The sequence below is a fragment of the Rathayibacter sp. Leaf296 genome, assembly GCF_001423045.1.
Classification (GTDB): domain Bacteria; phylum Actinomycetota; class Actinomycetes; order Actinomycetales; family Microbacteriaceae; genus Rathayibacter; species Rathayibacter caricis.
In genome coordinates this window covers 249,196-263,463 of sequence record NZ_LMNR01000001.1, presented here as the reverse complement: position 1 = coordinate 263,463, position 14,268 = coordinate 249,196, and the positions used below count along the sequence as shown (strand labels likewise).

Here is a 14,268-nt window from a genome sequence, read left to right as displayed (position 1 = left end):
CACCCCGCACCGGAGGATCAGCGCAGGTCACCCCGCGCCGTCAGCGCAGGGTCAGCCCAGCGCCGTGATGGTGAGCGTCGCCGAGTAGTCGCCCGCGGGCGTCGTCGTCGGGATCACGAGGCGCAGCGCCGCGTCGACGTCGGCGCTGGCCGCGGCGGTGCTGGAGGCGAGCGTCGCCGCCTCCGACAGGCCTGCGCCGCTCTCGAGGGTCGAGCCGACGGCCGCTCCCGCGACCACTCCGCTGCCGGCGTTGCCGACCGACGGGGTCCAGCCGAGGTAGCCGGCGTCGAAGCCGCCCGAGGCCGACGCGAAGTCGCTGACCGAACCCGAGATGCTCCAGCCGAACGGAGTTGTGCCGCCGGAGCGCGTGTCGGTCACCGCGATCGTGTTGAGCGCGCCGGTCGCGACGAACGTCGATCCGGCCTGGGTGGCCGTGCCGAGGCTGACCGCGTCGGTGCTCTCGAACGCCCAGCCGAAGCTGCCGGTGGCGGGCGGAGCCGTCACCTCGGGCACCTCGACCGTGATGTCCTGCTCACCGGGCTCCGGCTCGGCCGGGGTGGTGGGAGGAGTCGTGGGCGGGGTGGTCGGCGGCGTGGTCGGAGTCGTCGCGGGGGTGAGCGCGTACTCCACGGTCAGCGGGGCGGCGGGCTTCGCCGCGTCCCGCGATCCGCCCGAGCTGTACCAGTAGCTGCTCTGCCCGGTCAGGTTCTGGAAGTCGACGAAGCTCTGCGGGAACGAGCCCCAGGTCGCTCCGGTCGTCGTCTGCGGAGTGCCCTCGGTGGTGACCGCGACGCCCAGGTAGTCGGGAGTGACCGTGAAGCCGTCGTCGTCGGCCGAGGCGTTCGAGATGTCGGCGAGCACGATCGTCTGCGGTGCGACCGGCACCCACTTGGTCTGGTCGTTCATGTCGGTGCCGTAGCCGCTCGCCGTAGCGGTGAGCTGCCCGTTGCCCGAGCCGTCGATCTCGAGCACGGGGTCGCTGGCGCTCCAGTAGGTGAGTCCGCCGTAGAACGCGACCGTGAAGGAGCCGTCCCACTCGATCTCGGTCGACCCGTCGGCCGCGACGGTGCCGGTGCCGTTGTCGAAGACGACCGCGTTCTTGGTGAGCGAGGTCGCGGAGGAGGCCGTGACGGGCGTGCCCGCCGGCGTCTGGCACTTGGTCGCCCAGCTGGTGGGCACGAGCGCGCCCGACGCGTTCGGCTTCACGACCGAGACGTTCCCCTCGGACTGCTTGTAGAAGCCGTCGGCCTCGGTCCAGACGCGCGAGCTGCCGGTGTCGCCGGCCGTCCCCGCGCTGAGGAAGTTGCAGCCGCCGAAGAACGCGCCACCCCCGGCCTCATTGCTCAGTCCCCAGGTGAAGGAGGCGTCGGTGATGGTGCCGGGCGAAGCCGCGGCGGAGGCGCTGGGCGCGAACGCGAGCGCCCCGCCGGCCAGGGCGATCGTGGCGAGCAGCGCGGCGGACGCGCGGGCGGCTCGGGGTCGTAGTGGATCCACGGATGGAGGTCCTCTCTGAGGGCTGGGTTAGGGTCGCCTCACCTTACTTAGGGTGTGCTTAGTAAGGCAAACCTTGGTTCGGTTGGTGGCGGGCTGCTGCAGAAGTAAGGCTGGGAGTCACGACGCAGCATGAATCTGCGGATGTCGGGCTCTGAGCCTTAGTTGCGCGGGTCGCTCGCGAGACATCGTGAGAATCGGTGCGGTTCCCGAGCGCTCATTCAGACCCGGCCCCGCACCGCGGCGGCTGATAGGAAGAGCGCATGCCGCTCCCCCACGTCTTCGTCACCCGAGGCAGCCTGCTCAACTTCGCCTGCGACGCCTGGCTCCTGCCGACGGACCAGTACCTCTCGATCACCGACTTCTGGCGCTCTATCCCCGACCTGCAGAACCGCGTCGACGCCGTCCGCGATCCAGCCTTCGCGCGCGGCGATGCGGTCGCCCTGCCGCTGGTGCCGGTCGACGGAGAACCGACGCCGGTGCTCACCGCGGTGCCGCTCCTCCCCATCACCCGCACCGACGACGCGGAGGGATACGCGGAGGTCGCACGCCGGCTTCGGGCCTTCGTGGAGCACGGGGCGGCCATTGCGACGAGTCACCGCCGTACGAAGCGCCCACTGCCCCTGCTGGCCGTGCCGATGTTCGCCAGCGCGGGAGGCGGCTCCGGCCGGGTTCGCGACGCCCTGCTCGTGCAGCAACTGCGCGTGCTGCGCGAAGCAGCGGAGGAGTTCCACGTCGACATCGCGCTCGTCACCCGCCGCGACGAGGTGCACGCGTTCGCGCAGTCCCGTCGACGGGCGGACGCCGAGACCTCCTGGCCGGAGCTGTCGCCGTTGATGCTCGACGAGGTGCACGATCTCGCCCAGCGGGCTCGAGCCGGCCGCCTCGTCCCCTTCCTCGGAGCCGGAGCGAGCGTGAGTGCCGGTGGCCCGTCTTGGGGTGAGCTGCTGCGAAAGCTCGCCGCGCGCATCGAGCTCGACAGCGCCACCGCCGCGCGCCTGGCCGACAAGAACGTCCTCGACCAGGCCTCCTACCTCGCCACCCTCTTCGACGAAAAGGAGCCCGGTTCCTTCGCCCAGGCCGTCGCCGACGAGATCGGAGCCCTCCAGCGCTACGGACTCGCCCCCGCACTGCTCACCGCGATCGACTCCGAGCAGGCGATCACCCTCAACTACGACCGCCTCTTCGAGACCGCCGCCGCCGATGCCGGCACACCTCGCTCGGTCATCCCCGGCGTGCAGGAGGAGGGAAGCGAGCGGTGGCTGCTCAAGCTGCACGGGACCGTCGACGACCCGTCCTCCATCGTCCTCACCCGCGACGACTACCTCGGCTTCGACTCCTCGCGCCGAGCTCTGTCGGCGATCGTGCAGGCCACCCTGGCCACCCGCCATCTCCTCTTCGTCGGCTTCGGCCTCACCGACGACCACTTCCACGAGATCGTCCACGACGTCCGCCGAGCCTTCCCCTCGAGCGGATCGGGTGACCTCGCCACCGCACTGACCCTCTTCGAGGACCCGCTGGACGAGCGCCTCTGGCAGGGGAGGCTGCGCCTGGTGCCGATGCTTCGCGAGCCGTTCGACCCCGAGCGGATCGATGAGGCGGCCCGCCTGCTCGAGATCTTCCTCGACGCGCTCGGTGCGTTCGCGACGGATGCGCATTCGTATCTGCTGGCGGATGGGCACGAGAGCGCGCTGACTCCGGCGGAGCTGCGGCTGCGCGAACGGCTCGCCTCCCTGTTGCGCGAGGTGTCGGAGGAGGAGCGCGCGACGGGAGCGTGGGCGGAGGTCGCGGCGATGGGGCGGCGGTTGGGACGTGAGGCCCGGGGCTGAGCACGCTCGGGTCCTCCGCGCGGGTCACCCGATCGGACGCAGCATCACTCAGTCGGCCGTCGGCTCGTCGCGAAGGCCACTGCCGCGCCCTGAGCGATCGACGTCGCGAGATCCGCTGAGGTGGCCACTCCCGTTGCCCACGCGGCGCTCCGCCTCACGAGCACCGCGATCCGGTCGGCAGCATCGTTCAGCGGATGTCCGTTGTGCCCGCGTTCCCACTCCACAGTCACCTCGCGATTCGCCGATGCGCCAGAGATGGAGCTCAATCGGCGCTCGATCAAATCTGACCGCTCACGACGCTGAGGCGCGCTGTCGAGGACGAGGGCCACAGCATCGAGGGCCTGGCGGGAATCGATGAGGAGATGCACCCGTGAGAACTACGGCTGCGCGCGAATCGCCTCGTCGATGGCGATCAGCTCGGTATGGAAGCTGGACGAGCAGCGCGCTCGAGCCGCCCCGTGTCGACCATCATCGGACACCCACGCAACAGCACCGCCGCCGACCGCCCTGTGATAGGCGCCATCGGTGGCGATGGTCACGACGCGCCCGCTCGGCCGCCGATGCGTGACGGCCCATTCGCTCACGATCTCGGCGGACCGCTCCTCGTCGGCGATCCTCAGAGGTGCGGTCGAGACGAGCTGAGACGGCTTCGGAACGGTGCGCATGACTGGACCCTGTCGGGCACTACCGACACTCGGTCGTTGCGACTTCAGTCGTCCGTCGGCCGCGCCCCGCCCTCCCGACGGCTCTCGTATTCGGCGCGGATGTCGGCCAGCGTCCGCCCGTCGACGAGGCGCCAGAACCACCAACCGTTGACCGCGTGCCCGATCGCCTGCTTTCCCGCACCGGACGGGCTGTCGAACAGTCGTCCCTCGAGCAGCAGGTCTCCGTTCTCCTGCACGACCGCCTCGGTCACTCGATCGGTGCTCCGCGCACGGAGCACGGTCCCCGCAGGCAGCAGGCCGGCGACAGTGAGATCGCGCAGCCAGGCCTCCGAGCGGGGGCGGGCGGCCCGGTCGAGGATCACGCCGCGGTGCTCGCGTGGAACAGGCCAGGTCGCGAGGATCGCGTCGATCATCTCGGAGGTCCGTGCGGTGATCGTCCTTTCGTCCCAGCCGTTGGCCGAGATGTCCTGTACTCGCCGGTTCATCAAGAGCACGTCGTGGTCGCGGAGTCGCGATCGCTTTCCTGAGTCCCCGAGCCAGGGGCCGTTCGACACCGCGCTGTTGAGGCTCGTCGTGATGAGGGTGAGGTTCCCCAGGCGGTGCACGTGAGCATCACGAGCCACCTCGTCCGCGATCGTCTCGACCGGCCAATACGTCTTCCACGTCCGCGGCAGCAGGTGCTCGATCGGACGCCTCACGCGAGAGACGCGCGATCCGGTGCGCGAGTTCGACACTCCGGCGTAGCCGCGGTGAGCGTCCTCGACCGCTTCGAGCAGGATCCGGAGCCGCGAGCGCGTGTACCGGCGGTACGCTGCCTCGTCCGTCAACACCGCTCGGATCTCGTCATCCCCGGGCCAGTAGGTGCTCTCCGCATCCAGCCGGCTCAGGAAGCCCGTCACCCGACCGACGAGCTCCGCATCGCTGCTGTCGCGGTGGGCGCGGATCAATTCCGCGACGACTCGTCCATGATCTCCACTGGGGCGCCGCAGGATCATGCGCCTGATCAGCCAGCTCTCGAGCACTGCGACGACCTCGTCGACCGCCCGAGCGCTGAAAGACGAGCCCGGGGCCGTCAGCCAGAGGAGCACGGGGCGTAGGACCGCCGTGTCGAGCGCGTCGGTCCGGTAGATGTCGAGCTCGATCGTGCTGAGCAGCCGATCGGGGTCTGCGGCCCGCTCGATCCAGAGCTGGTACTGCCCGGCCTGTGCCGCGATCTGCTCGAGGAGCGTGCTCATCGGCAGCCCCGCCTCGTGCTCGATGTAGTGCTTGAACCTCGAGAAGGTGTGGCGGGGGCCGATCTCCTCCCCCAGCCTCGAGATAAGCCACTGGTTGAGGAATGCCGAGCTGCGCGTCAGCGAGAACCGCCCGACACTCACCTCCTTCTCCCAGAACGCCGACTCGAAGGGCCAGACCTCGCGATAGGCGCGGCCGGTGTCCACGCCTTCGGCCTCGAGACGTTGGAAGACCAGGTTCTTCACGAGGTCGGCCGCCGTCAGCGGAGTACCGCGGGCGTTGAGCGTCTCGAAGATCTCCTGCGAGTCCTCCTCAGCGCGAAGCTGGATGACGACGACCTGCAGCGCCTGCATCAGGGCGTTCGCGAGCGTCTCGGCACGGATCGGAGCGAGCGCCTCGTCCTGCTCGACGAGCCACGCCTCGATCCGGCCGGCGAAGAAGGCGTGGCATCGAGCGGGGAGGGAATCAGGAGCCTCCAGCGCGTCGTAGTCGACCGGGGCCTCGGCGAGCATCACCTCGCTGTAGGCGGCCGCATCCCGGTTGGTGTGCTGCAGCTTGAGCGGCGAGCCCTCGGGGACGTACGCCGCCGCGTTGTGCGTCAGAGATTCGAGCCGCGCGGCCAAGTAAGCAATGTTGCGCGCAGCGAAGACCGACGCCGCAGCGTCGAGGAGGAGCTGAAGCGTGGTCAGCCTCTGCTGCCCGTCGATGATCTGCCAGACCTGCAGCGCTCCGTAGGCCGTCTCCATCCGCTGTAGCACGATCGCCCCGAGGAAGTGCGCGGCCCGCGATCCACCGGCTGACAGGTGCACCTCGGTGATCCGGCGCAGATCGCTCCAGAGGGGCTCCCACTGCTCGGCCTCGTTCCACACGTACGGGCGCTGGAAGAGCGGGACCACCAGCTGCTGCGGGACGTTGAAGACATCGAGCGGTGTGCGGACGTACGTTTCCAAACCGATTCCCCTTTGAAGGCGTGACTGTTGCTGAGTATGGCGGAGGTTGCGCCAGCAGCTCCTCGGTCAGCCCTTCGGCAGCTTGGCGATGCCCTTCGCCAGGTGCGCGGTGAAGGCGGACGTCCGCCGGCGCCGACCGAAGGTCTGGAGCAGTCGGCTCTCGAGAGTCGGGCGGTCCAACTGCGGGTCCGTCCTCAGGAGGAACTCCGCCGCATTGGCGATCTCGCGCGGACTGATCTCAAGGAGCGGACGATCCGCCCCGCTCGAGTTCGGTCGGAACTCCGACCACGTCTCCGGGTCCAGTTCCGGGGGCCAGACGAAGCGCTCGCGATCGACGACCACCTCCGACGCCTTGATCTGCCTTCGGATCTTGTCGATCCTCGCCGTGTGGACCCGCTGCAGACCGAAGGAGCGGCCGACCAGCTGCGCGAGCCGCTCGATCTCGATCGGGCCCTCGAAAGCGGTGATCTCGGCGACGACCGCGCGCACCTTCTCCTTCGCCGCCTTCTTCGGCAGATCATCGAGAACGACGACGTCGCCGACGGACACCACGGTCCACGGCTCGAACTCGGTCCGGGAAGCACCGATGGTCGGAGTGGCGTCCGCGTCCTCCCGGACGAGGACCGACTGATCGGGGACGACGTCATCCTCCTTCTCCGCCGGCACCTCCTTCTCGGCCACGCCGGACGGAGCGGCCGTCGGGACGATGCCGTACTCCTGGACGACGGCCATCATGGCGGCGTCGCGCAACTCACGAGCGACCGGGAGGCCCTCGCCGTCGTCGAAGTGCTCGAGGAGGCGGACGACGAAGTCCTGAGTACGCCACGCGTCCAGCCCGGTGAAATCGTCGTTGTGCGCCCACCGGTTGCGGACGATCCTCAGCTCACTGCCGAGAGTCGACACGACCCGGGTGGACGGATCGTCGAACGGGTACCTCAAGCCACCGAGGCGCTCGGTCAGCATGCGGAGTTGCGCCTGCAGATCCGCCGAGTCGTAGGTGCGCTCGGGGTACCCCTTCGCACGGTCGAGTTCGCGCAGGACCGTGGGCCACTCGAGTGTTCCGAGGACGTGGGCGAGCTTGCGGGTGAGGATGTCGTTCAGCCGGAGAGCCAAGTGGTCCAACCCCAGCTGCACGGAGGAGCGGGCATGGAAATCGCCGTTCGCAGCGGTCATGGTGATGCCTTTCGAGTAGAGGAAGAGCCTGCGGAGACACGGAGCGCTGAGGACGTGCGAGTCGGTCAGGCCCGATCGACGCGGCGGGCGATCTCGGCGATGACGGCCTCCTCGGCCGCACTCGCAACGCCGTCCACGTCCGCCACACGCCGAGCCGCGTCGAGTACATCCGAGAGGTCGCCCTCCTCCGCGGCCATCCGCTCCCAGACGTCCTCCGGGTCGATATCGACGATGCGGTCGAGCCCCTCGTCGATCACCTCGTGCGCGCCCCGCACCAGCGTGACGAGGTGCCGCATCAGGAGGATCTCGTCGCCGGACATCTTCTTGTCGGCCTTGATGACGAGCCAGGCCGTCCAGAGGAGGAGATGCGGGCGACGGGTCCGTCGGCTGAGCCCTGTCGCGATTTCGATCACCCGTGCCTCGTTGCGGAAGACGGCCTGGGCATGACGGCCGGCCATCACGGTCGTCCACCGATTGAGGCCGATGGCGAGCGGCACGCCGACCGCCGGGATGGCCATCTTGATGACGTTGCGCTGTAGAAGGTGCTTCCCGACGACCGGGAGTCCCTTGGCTGCGGCGAGCGTGGAGCCGGAGTAGAACCGCTTGACGAACGGTCGGATCATCGCCGGGGCGGCCTTCAGCACTCCCTCCCTCACGACTTCGCCGCCCTTGATGGTGAAGGCCACCCGGATCAGCTTCCACAGGTCCTCCGGGTCGGTCGGATCGAGGCGGACCCCGTAGAGAACGGAGACGTCGTAGGCCAGGTGGAGCTGCAGCCGCGTGAGGTAAGCGACGTCGGCCAGAAAGGTGGCCGCCGCAGCGGGGACGGTCAACGGACTCGCTCCCCCGAGACTGCCGATGGTCGCGGCGACCGTCACGGTGTAGGCACTCGCCGATATTCCCCCCTCGATCGCCGCGTAGTTCGCCGCAGTCCTGATGAGCTGGTCGACGATCCCGTCCGCGGGTACGCCCCGGTACTTCCTCTGGAAGTACTCCGCGTCGACCTTCTCGGTGTAGGTCTTCAGCGACTGAGCGATCAGCTTCTCGAACCAGTTGCCGGACTTCACGTCGTCGGCGCTCAGGCTCGAGACGAAGGCGCGCAACTCGCCGGTCTCCTTCTCGACGTCGGCGCGCGCGGCCTGGTCCTCCTCGGACGGGTCATCGGCAGTCGGATTCTCGGGCACGCCGGCTCCTCTGGAAACGGTCGACAGATGTCCGTCAGACTGCCACGGACGGGAGCCGCCGCGTGCGTCTGCCGGCGTGGCACTCTCCCCCTTGTCGATCATCCGAGCACCAGCGCCCACGAGCCGTCCGCCGTCACGCTGATCACCGAAGGGCCCGCGCTGAGCGGGACAGTGCCCGAGTAGGCGCCGATTTCGTTCACGAGCAGCCCGAAGCCGAAGCCGCCGGTCTCCTCCTGCACCACGAAGTTCGCCGAGCCCTGGTGAGAGGCGGTCAGGCGAGCGGCGTCGCCTGAGTACAGGAACACGGCGTCTCCCGTGCCGCTCGGAACGAGTGCCGGACTCGCCGCGACGGGATCGAACCGCAGCGTCCAGGGGCCGTTCGCAGTGATCTGGGCGGAGGAGCCCGTGCCGAGGGCGTTGAAGCCGTAGACGGTCACTCCGGAGTAGGAGCCGATGGTGTTGACCAGCAGCTCGCCGGTCGAGGCGTTCTGCGCGTCGATGATCTGCACGGCGAAGTTGCCATCGCCCGAGAACTCGGCCGTCACCACTCCCGCGGTGGCTCCGACGGGCAGCGTCACGATGCTGTCACCCGTTCCGGACTCGGTGACGGAGGTGAAGGTGCCGAACTCGTCGGTCGCCCAGGCGGCGGTCTCCGCGGTCTCGTCGATCGCGGGATCGGGCTGCGAGGTCTCGACGGGTGCGGGCTCCGCGGAGGCTTCAGCCGCGGGTTCCGCGGCCGCCTCGGCGGGAGCAGGCTCCGCGGAGGCGACCGGCAGCTCCGGCGCGGGGGCCCTCGAGCCGGACACCGCGCCGACGACGACCGACAGCGCGAGGAGGCCCGCGGTCACGGCGATCGCCGGGACCTTCATGCGGGAGTAGCCCTCGAGCGGTCGGCCGCGACCGTCGCGGGTGGCGCCGGTCAGCAGGAGGATCAGGTCGACGAGCACCCAGATCCCGAGGCCGCCGAACGTGATCAGCTTGAGGATCGCGGTGCCGGGCTTGCCGAGGTAGAAGCGGTCGGCGCCGAGGCCTCCGAGCAGCAGGGCGAGCAGCCAGGCTGTGAGGAAGGACTTCTGAGACGTGGTGGACATGTCGTTCTCCGTTCGTGAAGGGGTGTCAGTCGCGGTGACGCTCGAGGACGAGGTCGAGTCCGCTGTCGGGGTGGTAGCCCCAGGAGGCGTCGAGGTCGTCCCACGACGCCTCCTGCCGGCCGTCGAGGGCTCGAGTGCTGTCGATGCGTGTGAGGACGCTGTCGGGCACGTCGACCTCGGCGAGGACGCAGGCGACGTCCGCGAGATCCGCCCCGGGGCTCTCCGCACCTTCCGTCTGCATCGAGAGGCTCGTGCCGTCGTCGCCGAGCGCGAAGTATCCGCCGGGAGAGACGTCGCAGGTCTCGAGGGCGGTCTCGATCACGGTCGGCCCGGCCGCGCCGAGGGCTGTGCCGACCGCGGGCAGGACCCAGAGTCCGAGAACGACTCCGATCAGGAGACCGCCGGCCGCGGTGAGCACCGGCAGGAGCGACGGCAGCGACCGCCGCCGCCCCGCTGTTGCAGGAGCGACGTGGTCGGACGCGGGAGCGACACGATCGGGCACGGGAGCGGGCTGTTCCGGCGCGGGCCCGGGCTGGTCATCGGCCACGGTCAGTACCTCGGCAGCGAGAGCAGGTTGTCGGACTCGACGCCGTTGGACGCCGTCGCGATGTAGCGGCGGCCGGCGGTGGACCGCCGGGTGACGACGGCTGCCTCGGCACCGGTGCGGTCGTTGTGGGAGCGGAAGACGGTGCCTCCGTCGATGCGGCCGACGATCGAGCTCACGGGCTCAGAGTGCAGGGGTCCGGTCGGCTGGACGGAGTGCTGGACGGCGACGATGTGCTCATTGCGCGTCCCGGGTGCGGTGACGGAGATACGGCGGATGTAGGGCATGGTGCCTCCTCGGCAGTGGAGCGGCGGCGGATGCTGCTGCGGTGGTGAGAAGACTGACGTCGATCTTGCAAGCCCGTGAGCAAAACATTGATAAGGGAGGTTATCGCTGAAATGTCACGGCAGCATGTCGGCCAAGCTAGGTTCGGATCATCAGCGCGAACTGCATCTGAAGGAGGCGCGATGACCGACACCCTGCTGTCCCTCTCCGACATCGCTGCACTCGCCGGAGTGCAGCGCCCGACAGTCTCGGTCTGGCGCTCCCGTGCTCAGGACAGCACTGAGCCGTTCCCCGCCCCGGTGTCGAGTGAGCTTGGATCCGAGTGCTTCTCGGCGAAGGACGTCTCGGAGTGGCTCGCCAGTACTGCCAAGGGCAATAATCCGGAGGCGCCCGCCGATGTCCTCTCCTTCGGGCGCGGTGCGGACCGCGACCCGAACGCCTTCGACGCCCTCCTGGCCTTGCGGGCACGGCTCGGCGAGGAGCTGAGCGCCGTCGATGACCTCCTCGCAGCAGCGCGAGGGGTCGACCCCGATGATGCCTTCCTCCTCTCCGAGATCGAGGCCCTGGGAACACGACTCGGGCCGGCCGCTCGGGAGGCCGATGCGGCCGTCGAGGCCGCCTGGACGCCGGCCATCGCCTTCGAGCGGGCACGTTCGGCAAGCCCCGAGCGCACCGCTCTCGCCCCGGAAGCTGCCGCTCTCATCGCTGATATCGCCCTCGTCCTCGCGGGAGGCGACGCCACCGGGACCGTGGTCGATCCGACCGGCGTCTGCTCGGCACTCGTCCTCTCCGTCGGTGTCCGAGCGGGCGACGGGGGCGAGGTCGACGCCGTCCTCGGCGCACCGTCCGACGCCGGCGCCGGGCGCCGAGCCCGCCGACGGCTCACCGCTCACGGTGTCCACTGGCGCGATCGTCGCCCTGACGAGGAGGTGAGCGGCAGCGCCGTCGAGACCCTCGTCGCGCAGTTCCCGCATGAGGGCGCGACGGCGACCGCGGTCGGCCCCGTGCTGGAAGCGGTCGATGAGATCCTCCTCGGCATGCCGACCACCCAGCGCGGAGTGATCATCGCCCCGGCGGCTGCGCTCTGCGATCGCCTGCCCCCTGCCGCCTCGAACCTGCGACGGTCCGCTCTGCGCGACGGACGGATCCGGGCGGTCGTCCGACTCCCCGAGGGCCTCCTCCCCGCCCACCCGCGACAGGCGCTCGCCCTCTGGGTCGTGGGCCCGGCCGACGGCAGGGTCGAGGAGGGACAGCAGTGGACGCTGCTCGCGGACGTCGGCGAGCAGCCGCTCGACGCGGCGGTCCGAGCACTCGTCGTCGGCGACGTCTACGCCGCGATGGGCCGACTGGCCGATCTCAGGGCGCACGCTTTCGCTCTCGGCCGCGTGGAGGCGTCCTCGGCAGTGGTCGCGCAGACCGGCTCCCTCCTGACGCAGCGGAGTCGCGGAAGAAGGGTAGGCCGTGTGCCGTTCGACGCCGCGGCTGCGCGCGCCGTTCGCATCGAGCAGCTGCTCGCGGTCGTCGGCGAGCAGATCGCCGACCTGGCCGCCGAGCCGGTGGCGGCCGACGTCGAAGTCGCATCGCTCGCTGCCGACTCGATCGGCGCCCTGTGTGCCTCTAAGACCCTCCGCTACCGCGCAGGCGCCCGCCTCGCCGATGCCGAGATCGGGACCACGGGCCATGTCGTGCTCGGCGTGCCGGAACTGCTCGGCGAGTTCGAGCGGGGCTCGCGCCGGGTCGGGATCCTGGAGTTCGAGCGGGCTCATGCGCGATCGGCGCGCACGCAGCCGGGTGATGTCGTCTTCTGCACCTCGCCACTCGCCGCGATGGTGGATCACGAGGGCGGCGCGGTCGTCGCCTCACCGGCCCGTATCCTCTCGATCGTCGACCCGGTCGCTGGACTCGTCCCCGACCTGCTCGCAGCCGACATCGCCGCCCGGCGTCCAGGCTCCCGCCGCTGGCGCGACTGGGAGGTGCGCCGTGTCGCTCCCGAGCGAGTCCGACCCTTGATGTCGGCGCTGTCGCGCATCATCGAGCTGCGGGCCGACACCGAGCGCCGGCTCCGCGCCCTCGACGAGCTCGAGACCCTGATCGCGGACGGTGCCGTCTACGGCAGCATCCGCCACCCTCATCTTCCCACCCGCACCGAGACCGCCCTCGACGACGTCGACGGCACCGCATCGAAAGGCCGCTGATGGCACCCCGCATCGCCAAGACCGCCGTCCCCCTCGTCCCTTCCACGATGAAGGAGCTGAAGGACACCCTCTGGAAGGCAGCCGACAAGCTCCGTGGCTCCATGGACGCCTCGCAGTACAAGGACGTGATCCTGGGGCTCGTGTTCCTCAAGTACGTGTCCGACGCCTTCGAGGAGCGCCGCGCGCAGATCCGCGCCGAGCTGACCGCCGACGGCCTCGACGACGACCAGATCGCCGAGCTGATCGACGATGTCGACGAGTACGTTGGCCGCGGGGTGTTCTGGGTTCCGGCACCCGCACGCTGGGGACACCTCGCCGAGAACGCCAAGGGCACCGAGGCGACTGCAGCCGAGCCCGCGCGCTCGATCGGCGAGCTGGTCGACGCCGCGATGGGCCTCCTGATGGAGCACAACAGCGGTCTCGCCGCGACGCTCCCCCAGATCTTCAACCGCGACAGCGTCGACCAGCGCCGTCTCGGCGAGCTCGTCGACATCTTCAACTCCGCGCGCTTCACCGGCGAGGGATCGACGCGCGCCCGCGACCTGCTCGGCGAGGTCTACGAGTACTTCCTCGAGAAGTTCGCCCGCGCCGAGGGCAAGCGGGGCGGCGAGTTCTACACGCCGTCGAGCGTGGTCCGGGTGCTCGTCGAGGTGCTCGAGCCTCACGAGGGCCGGATCTACGACCCGTGCTGCGGGTCGGGCGGCATGTTCGTGCAGACCGAGAAGTTCCTCGAGGCGCACGACCGCGAGGGCAGCGACCTCTCCGTCTACGGGCAGGAGCTGAACGAGCGGACTTGGCGCCTCGCGAAGATGAACCTCGCGATCCACGGGCTGAACGGCAACCTCGGCCCGCGCTGGGAGGACACCTTCCGCCGTGACCAGCACCCGCAGCTGCAGGCCGACTTCGTGCTCGCGAACCCGCCCTTCAACGTGAAGGACTGGGCGCGCAACGAGGAGGATCCGCGCTGGGCCTACGGAGTGCCGCCGGCGAACAACGCCAACTACGCCTGGATCCAGCACATCGTCTCGAAGCTCGCACCCGGCGGCAGCGCCGGCGTCGTGATGGCCAACGGTTCGATGTCGTCGAACTCCGGCGGCGAGGGTGCCATCCGCGCCCAGCTCGTCGAGGCCGACCTGGTGCAGTGCATGATCGCGCTGCCGACCCAGCTGTTCCGCAGCACCGGCATTCCCGTCTGCGTCTGGTTCCTGGCGAAGGACAAGTCGCCGGGGCGCGGGGGCGTTACCGATCGCCGCGGCGAGGTGCTCTTCATCGACGCGCGGAACATGGGCTACATGGTCGACCGGGCTGAGCGGGCGCTGAGCGACGACGACATCGCGACGATCGCGGGAACCGTGCATGCGTGGCGCGGGACCCGATCGGCGGGCGGGGCCGTCTACGAGGACAAGGCGGGCTTCTGCTACTCAGCGAAGAACGCCGAGATTGCGACGAACGACTACGCGCTCACACCGGGTCGCTACGTCGGAGCGGCTGAGCTGGCCGATGACGGAGAGCCACTCGAGGAGAAGATCGCGCGCCTGCGTGGCGAGCTCCTCGCGGCCATGGACGAGTCCGACCGCCTCGCCGCGGTCGTGCGCGAGCAGCTGGAGCGTGTGCTGTGAGTGGGGCAA

12 protein-coding genes are annotated in these 14,268 nt (G+C 69.7%); 3 read left to right on the top strand and 9 right to left on the bottom strand.

Annotation, left to right across the window (positions count from 1 at the left end; all coding sequences use genetic code 11):
• Positions 1-51 precede the first annotated feature (51 nt).
• Complete coding sequence (locus ASF46_RS01125) at positions 52-1,494, bottom strand: hypothetical protein (protein ID WP_056866069.1); 1,443 nt, start codon at positions 1,492-1,494, stop codon at positions 52-54.
• Positions 1,495-1,754: 260 nt separating this feature from the next.
• On the opposite strand from ASF46_RS01125, the gene ASF46_RS01120 reads away from it, so the two are divergent.
• On the top strand, positions 1,755-3,320 hold the full coding sequence (locus tag ASF46_RS01120; RefSeq protein WP_056866068.1) for an SIR2 family protein: 1,566 nt from the start codon (positions 1,755-1,757) through the stop codon (positions 3,318-3,320).
• Positions 3,321-3,364: 44 nt separating this feature from the next.
• Here the strand turns inward: ASF46_RS01120 and ASF46_RS01115 are convergent, their stop codons facing one another.
• From ASF46_RS01115 to ASF46_RS01080, 8 genes are all read right to left on the bottom strand, one after another.
• Positions 3,365-3,688 carry a hypothetical protein gene (locus tag ASF46_RS01115; RefSeq protein ID WP_056866067.1) on the bottom strand — a complete coding sequence of 108 codons (324 nt, stop codon included), beginning with the start codon at positions 3,686-3,688 and terminating at the stop codon, positions 3,365-3,367.
• A 9-nt stretch (positions 3,689-3,697) separates the two neighbouring features.
• Complete coding sequence (locus tag ASF46_RS01110) at positions 3,698-3,985, bottom strand: hypothetical protein (protein ID WP_056866066.1); 288 nt, start codon at positions 3,983-3,985, stop codon at positions 3,698-3,700.
• A 44-nt stretch (positions 3,986-4,029) separates the two neighbouring features.
• Entirely contained in the window at positions 4,030-6,168 is a 2,139-nt protein-coding gene (locus ASF46_RS01105; RefSeq protein WP_200919646.1) for a GmrSD restriction endonuclease domain-containing protein, read from the bottom strand.
• A gap of 66 nt (positions 6,169-6,234) precedes the next feature.
• On the bottom strand, positions 6,235-7,341 hold the full coding sequence (locus ASF46_RS01100; RefSeq protein WP_056866064.1) for a DUF3320 domain-containing protein: 1,107 nt from the start codon (positions 7,339-7,341) through the stop codon (positions 6,235-6,237).
• A gap of 65 nt (positions 7,342-7,406) precedes the next feature.
• Complete coding sequence (locus ASF46_RS19530; protein WP_056866063.1) at positions 7,407-8,525, bottom strand: TerB family tellurite resistance protein; 1,119 nt, start codon at positions 8,523-8,525, stop codon at positions 7,407-7,409.
• Between the two features lie 98 nt (positions 8,526-8,623).
• A complete protein-coding gene (locus tag ASF46_RS18670) occupies positions 8,624-9,616 on the bottom strand; it encodes a TM2 domain-containing protein (protein ID WP_082485106.1) in 993 nt (330 codons plus the stop codon).
• A gap of 25 nt (positions 9,617-9,641) precedes the next feature.
• Positions 9,642-10,163 carry a hypothetical protein gene (locus tag ASF46_RS01085; protein WP_157602124.1) on the bottom strand — a complete coding sequence of 174 codons (522 nt, stop codon included), beginning with the start codon at positions 10,161-10,163 and terminating at the stop codon, positions 9,642-9,644.
• A 2-nt stretch (positions 10,164-10,165) separates the two neighbouring features.
• A complete protein-coding gene (locus tag ASF46_RS01080; protein ID WP_056866061.1) occupies positions 10,166-10,447 on the bottom strand; it encodes a DUF3892 domain-containing protein in 282 nt (93 codons plus the stop codon).
• Positions 10,448-10,627: 180 nt separating this feature from the next.
• Between ASF46_RS01080 and ASF46_RS01075 the strand changes: the two genes are divergently transcribed.
• Positions 10,628-12,640: a hypothetical protein gene (locus ASF46_RS01075; RefSeq protein ID WP_056866060.1), complete on the top strand. Its 2,013-nt coding sequence runs from the start codon at positions 10,628-10,630 to the stop codon at positions 12,638-12,640.
• Complete coding sequence (locus ASF46_RS01070) at positions 12,640-14,259, top strand: type I restriction-modification system subunit M (RefSeq protein ID WP_056866059.1); 1,620 nt, start codon at positions 12,640-12,642, stop codon at positions 14,257-14,259. The genes ASF46_RS01075 and ASF46_RS01070 overlap by 1 nt, the downstream gene beginning before the upstream one ends.
• Positions 14,260-14,268 lie beyond the last annotated feature (9 nt).

What these genes read in the sequence shown, in the direction of transcription:
- ASF46_RS01120 (WP_056866068.1), top strand. Translation starts at nt 1,755, where the DNA reads ATGCCGCTCCCCCACGTCTTCGTCACCCGAGGCAGCCTGCTCAACTTC.
- ASF46_RS01110 (WP_056866066.1), bottom strand. Translation starts at nt 3,985, where the DNA reads ATGCGCACCGTTCCGAAGCCGTCTCAGCTCGTCTCGACCGCACCTCTG.
- ASF46_RS01100 (WP_056866064.1), bottom strand. Translation starts at nt 7,341, where the DNA reads ATGACCGCTGCGAACGGCGATTTCCATGCCCGCTCCTCCGTGCAGCTG.
- ASF46_RS18670 (WP_082485106.1), bottom strand. Translation starts at nt 9,616, where the DNA reads ATGTCCACCACGTCTCAGAAGTCCTTCCTCACAGCCTGGCTGCTCGCC.
- ASF46_RS01080 (WP_056866061.1), bottom strand. Translation starts at nt 10,447, where the DNA reads ATGCCCTACATCCGCCGTATCTCCGTCACCGCACCCGGGACGCGCAAT.
- ASF46_RS01075 (WP_056866060.1), top strand. Translation starts at nt 10,628, where the DNA reads ATGACCGACACCCTGCTGTCCCTCTCCGACATCGCTGCACTCGCCGGA.
- ASF46_RS01070 (WP_056866059.1), top strand. Translation starts at nt 12,640, where the DNA reads ATGGCACCCCGCATCGCCAAGACCGCCGTCCCCCTCGTCCCTTCCACG.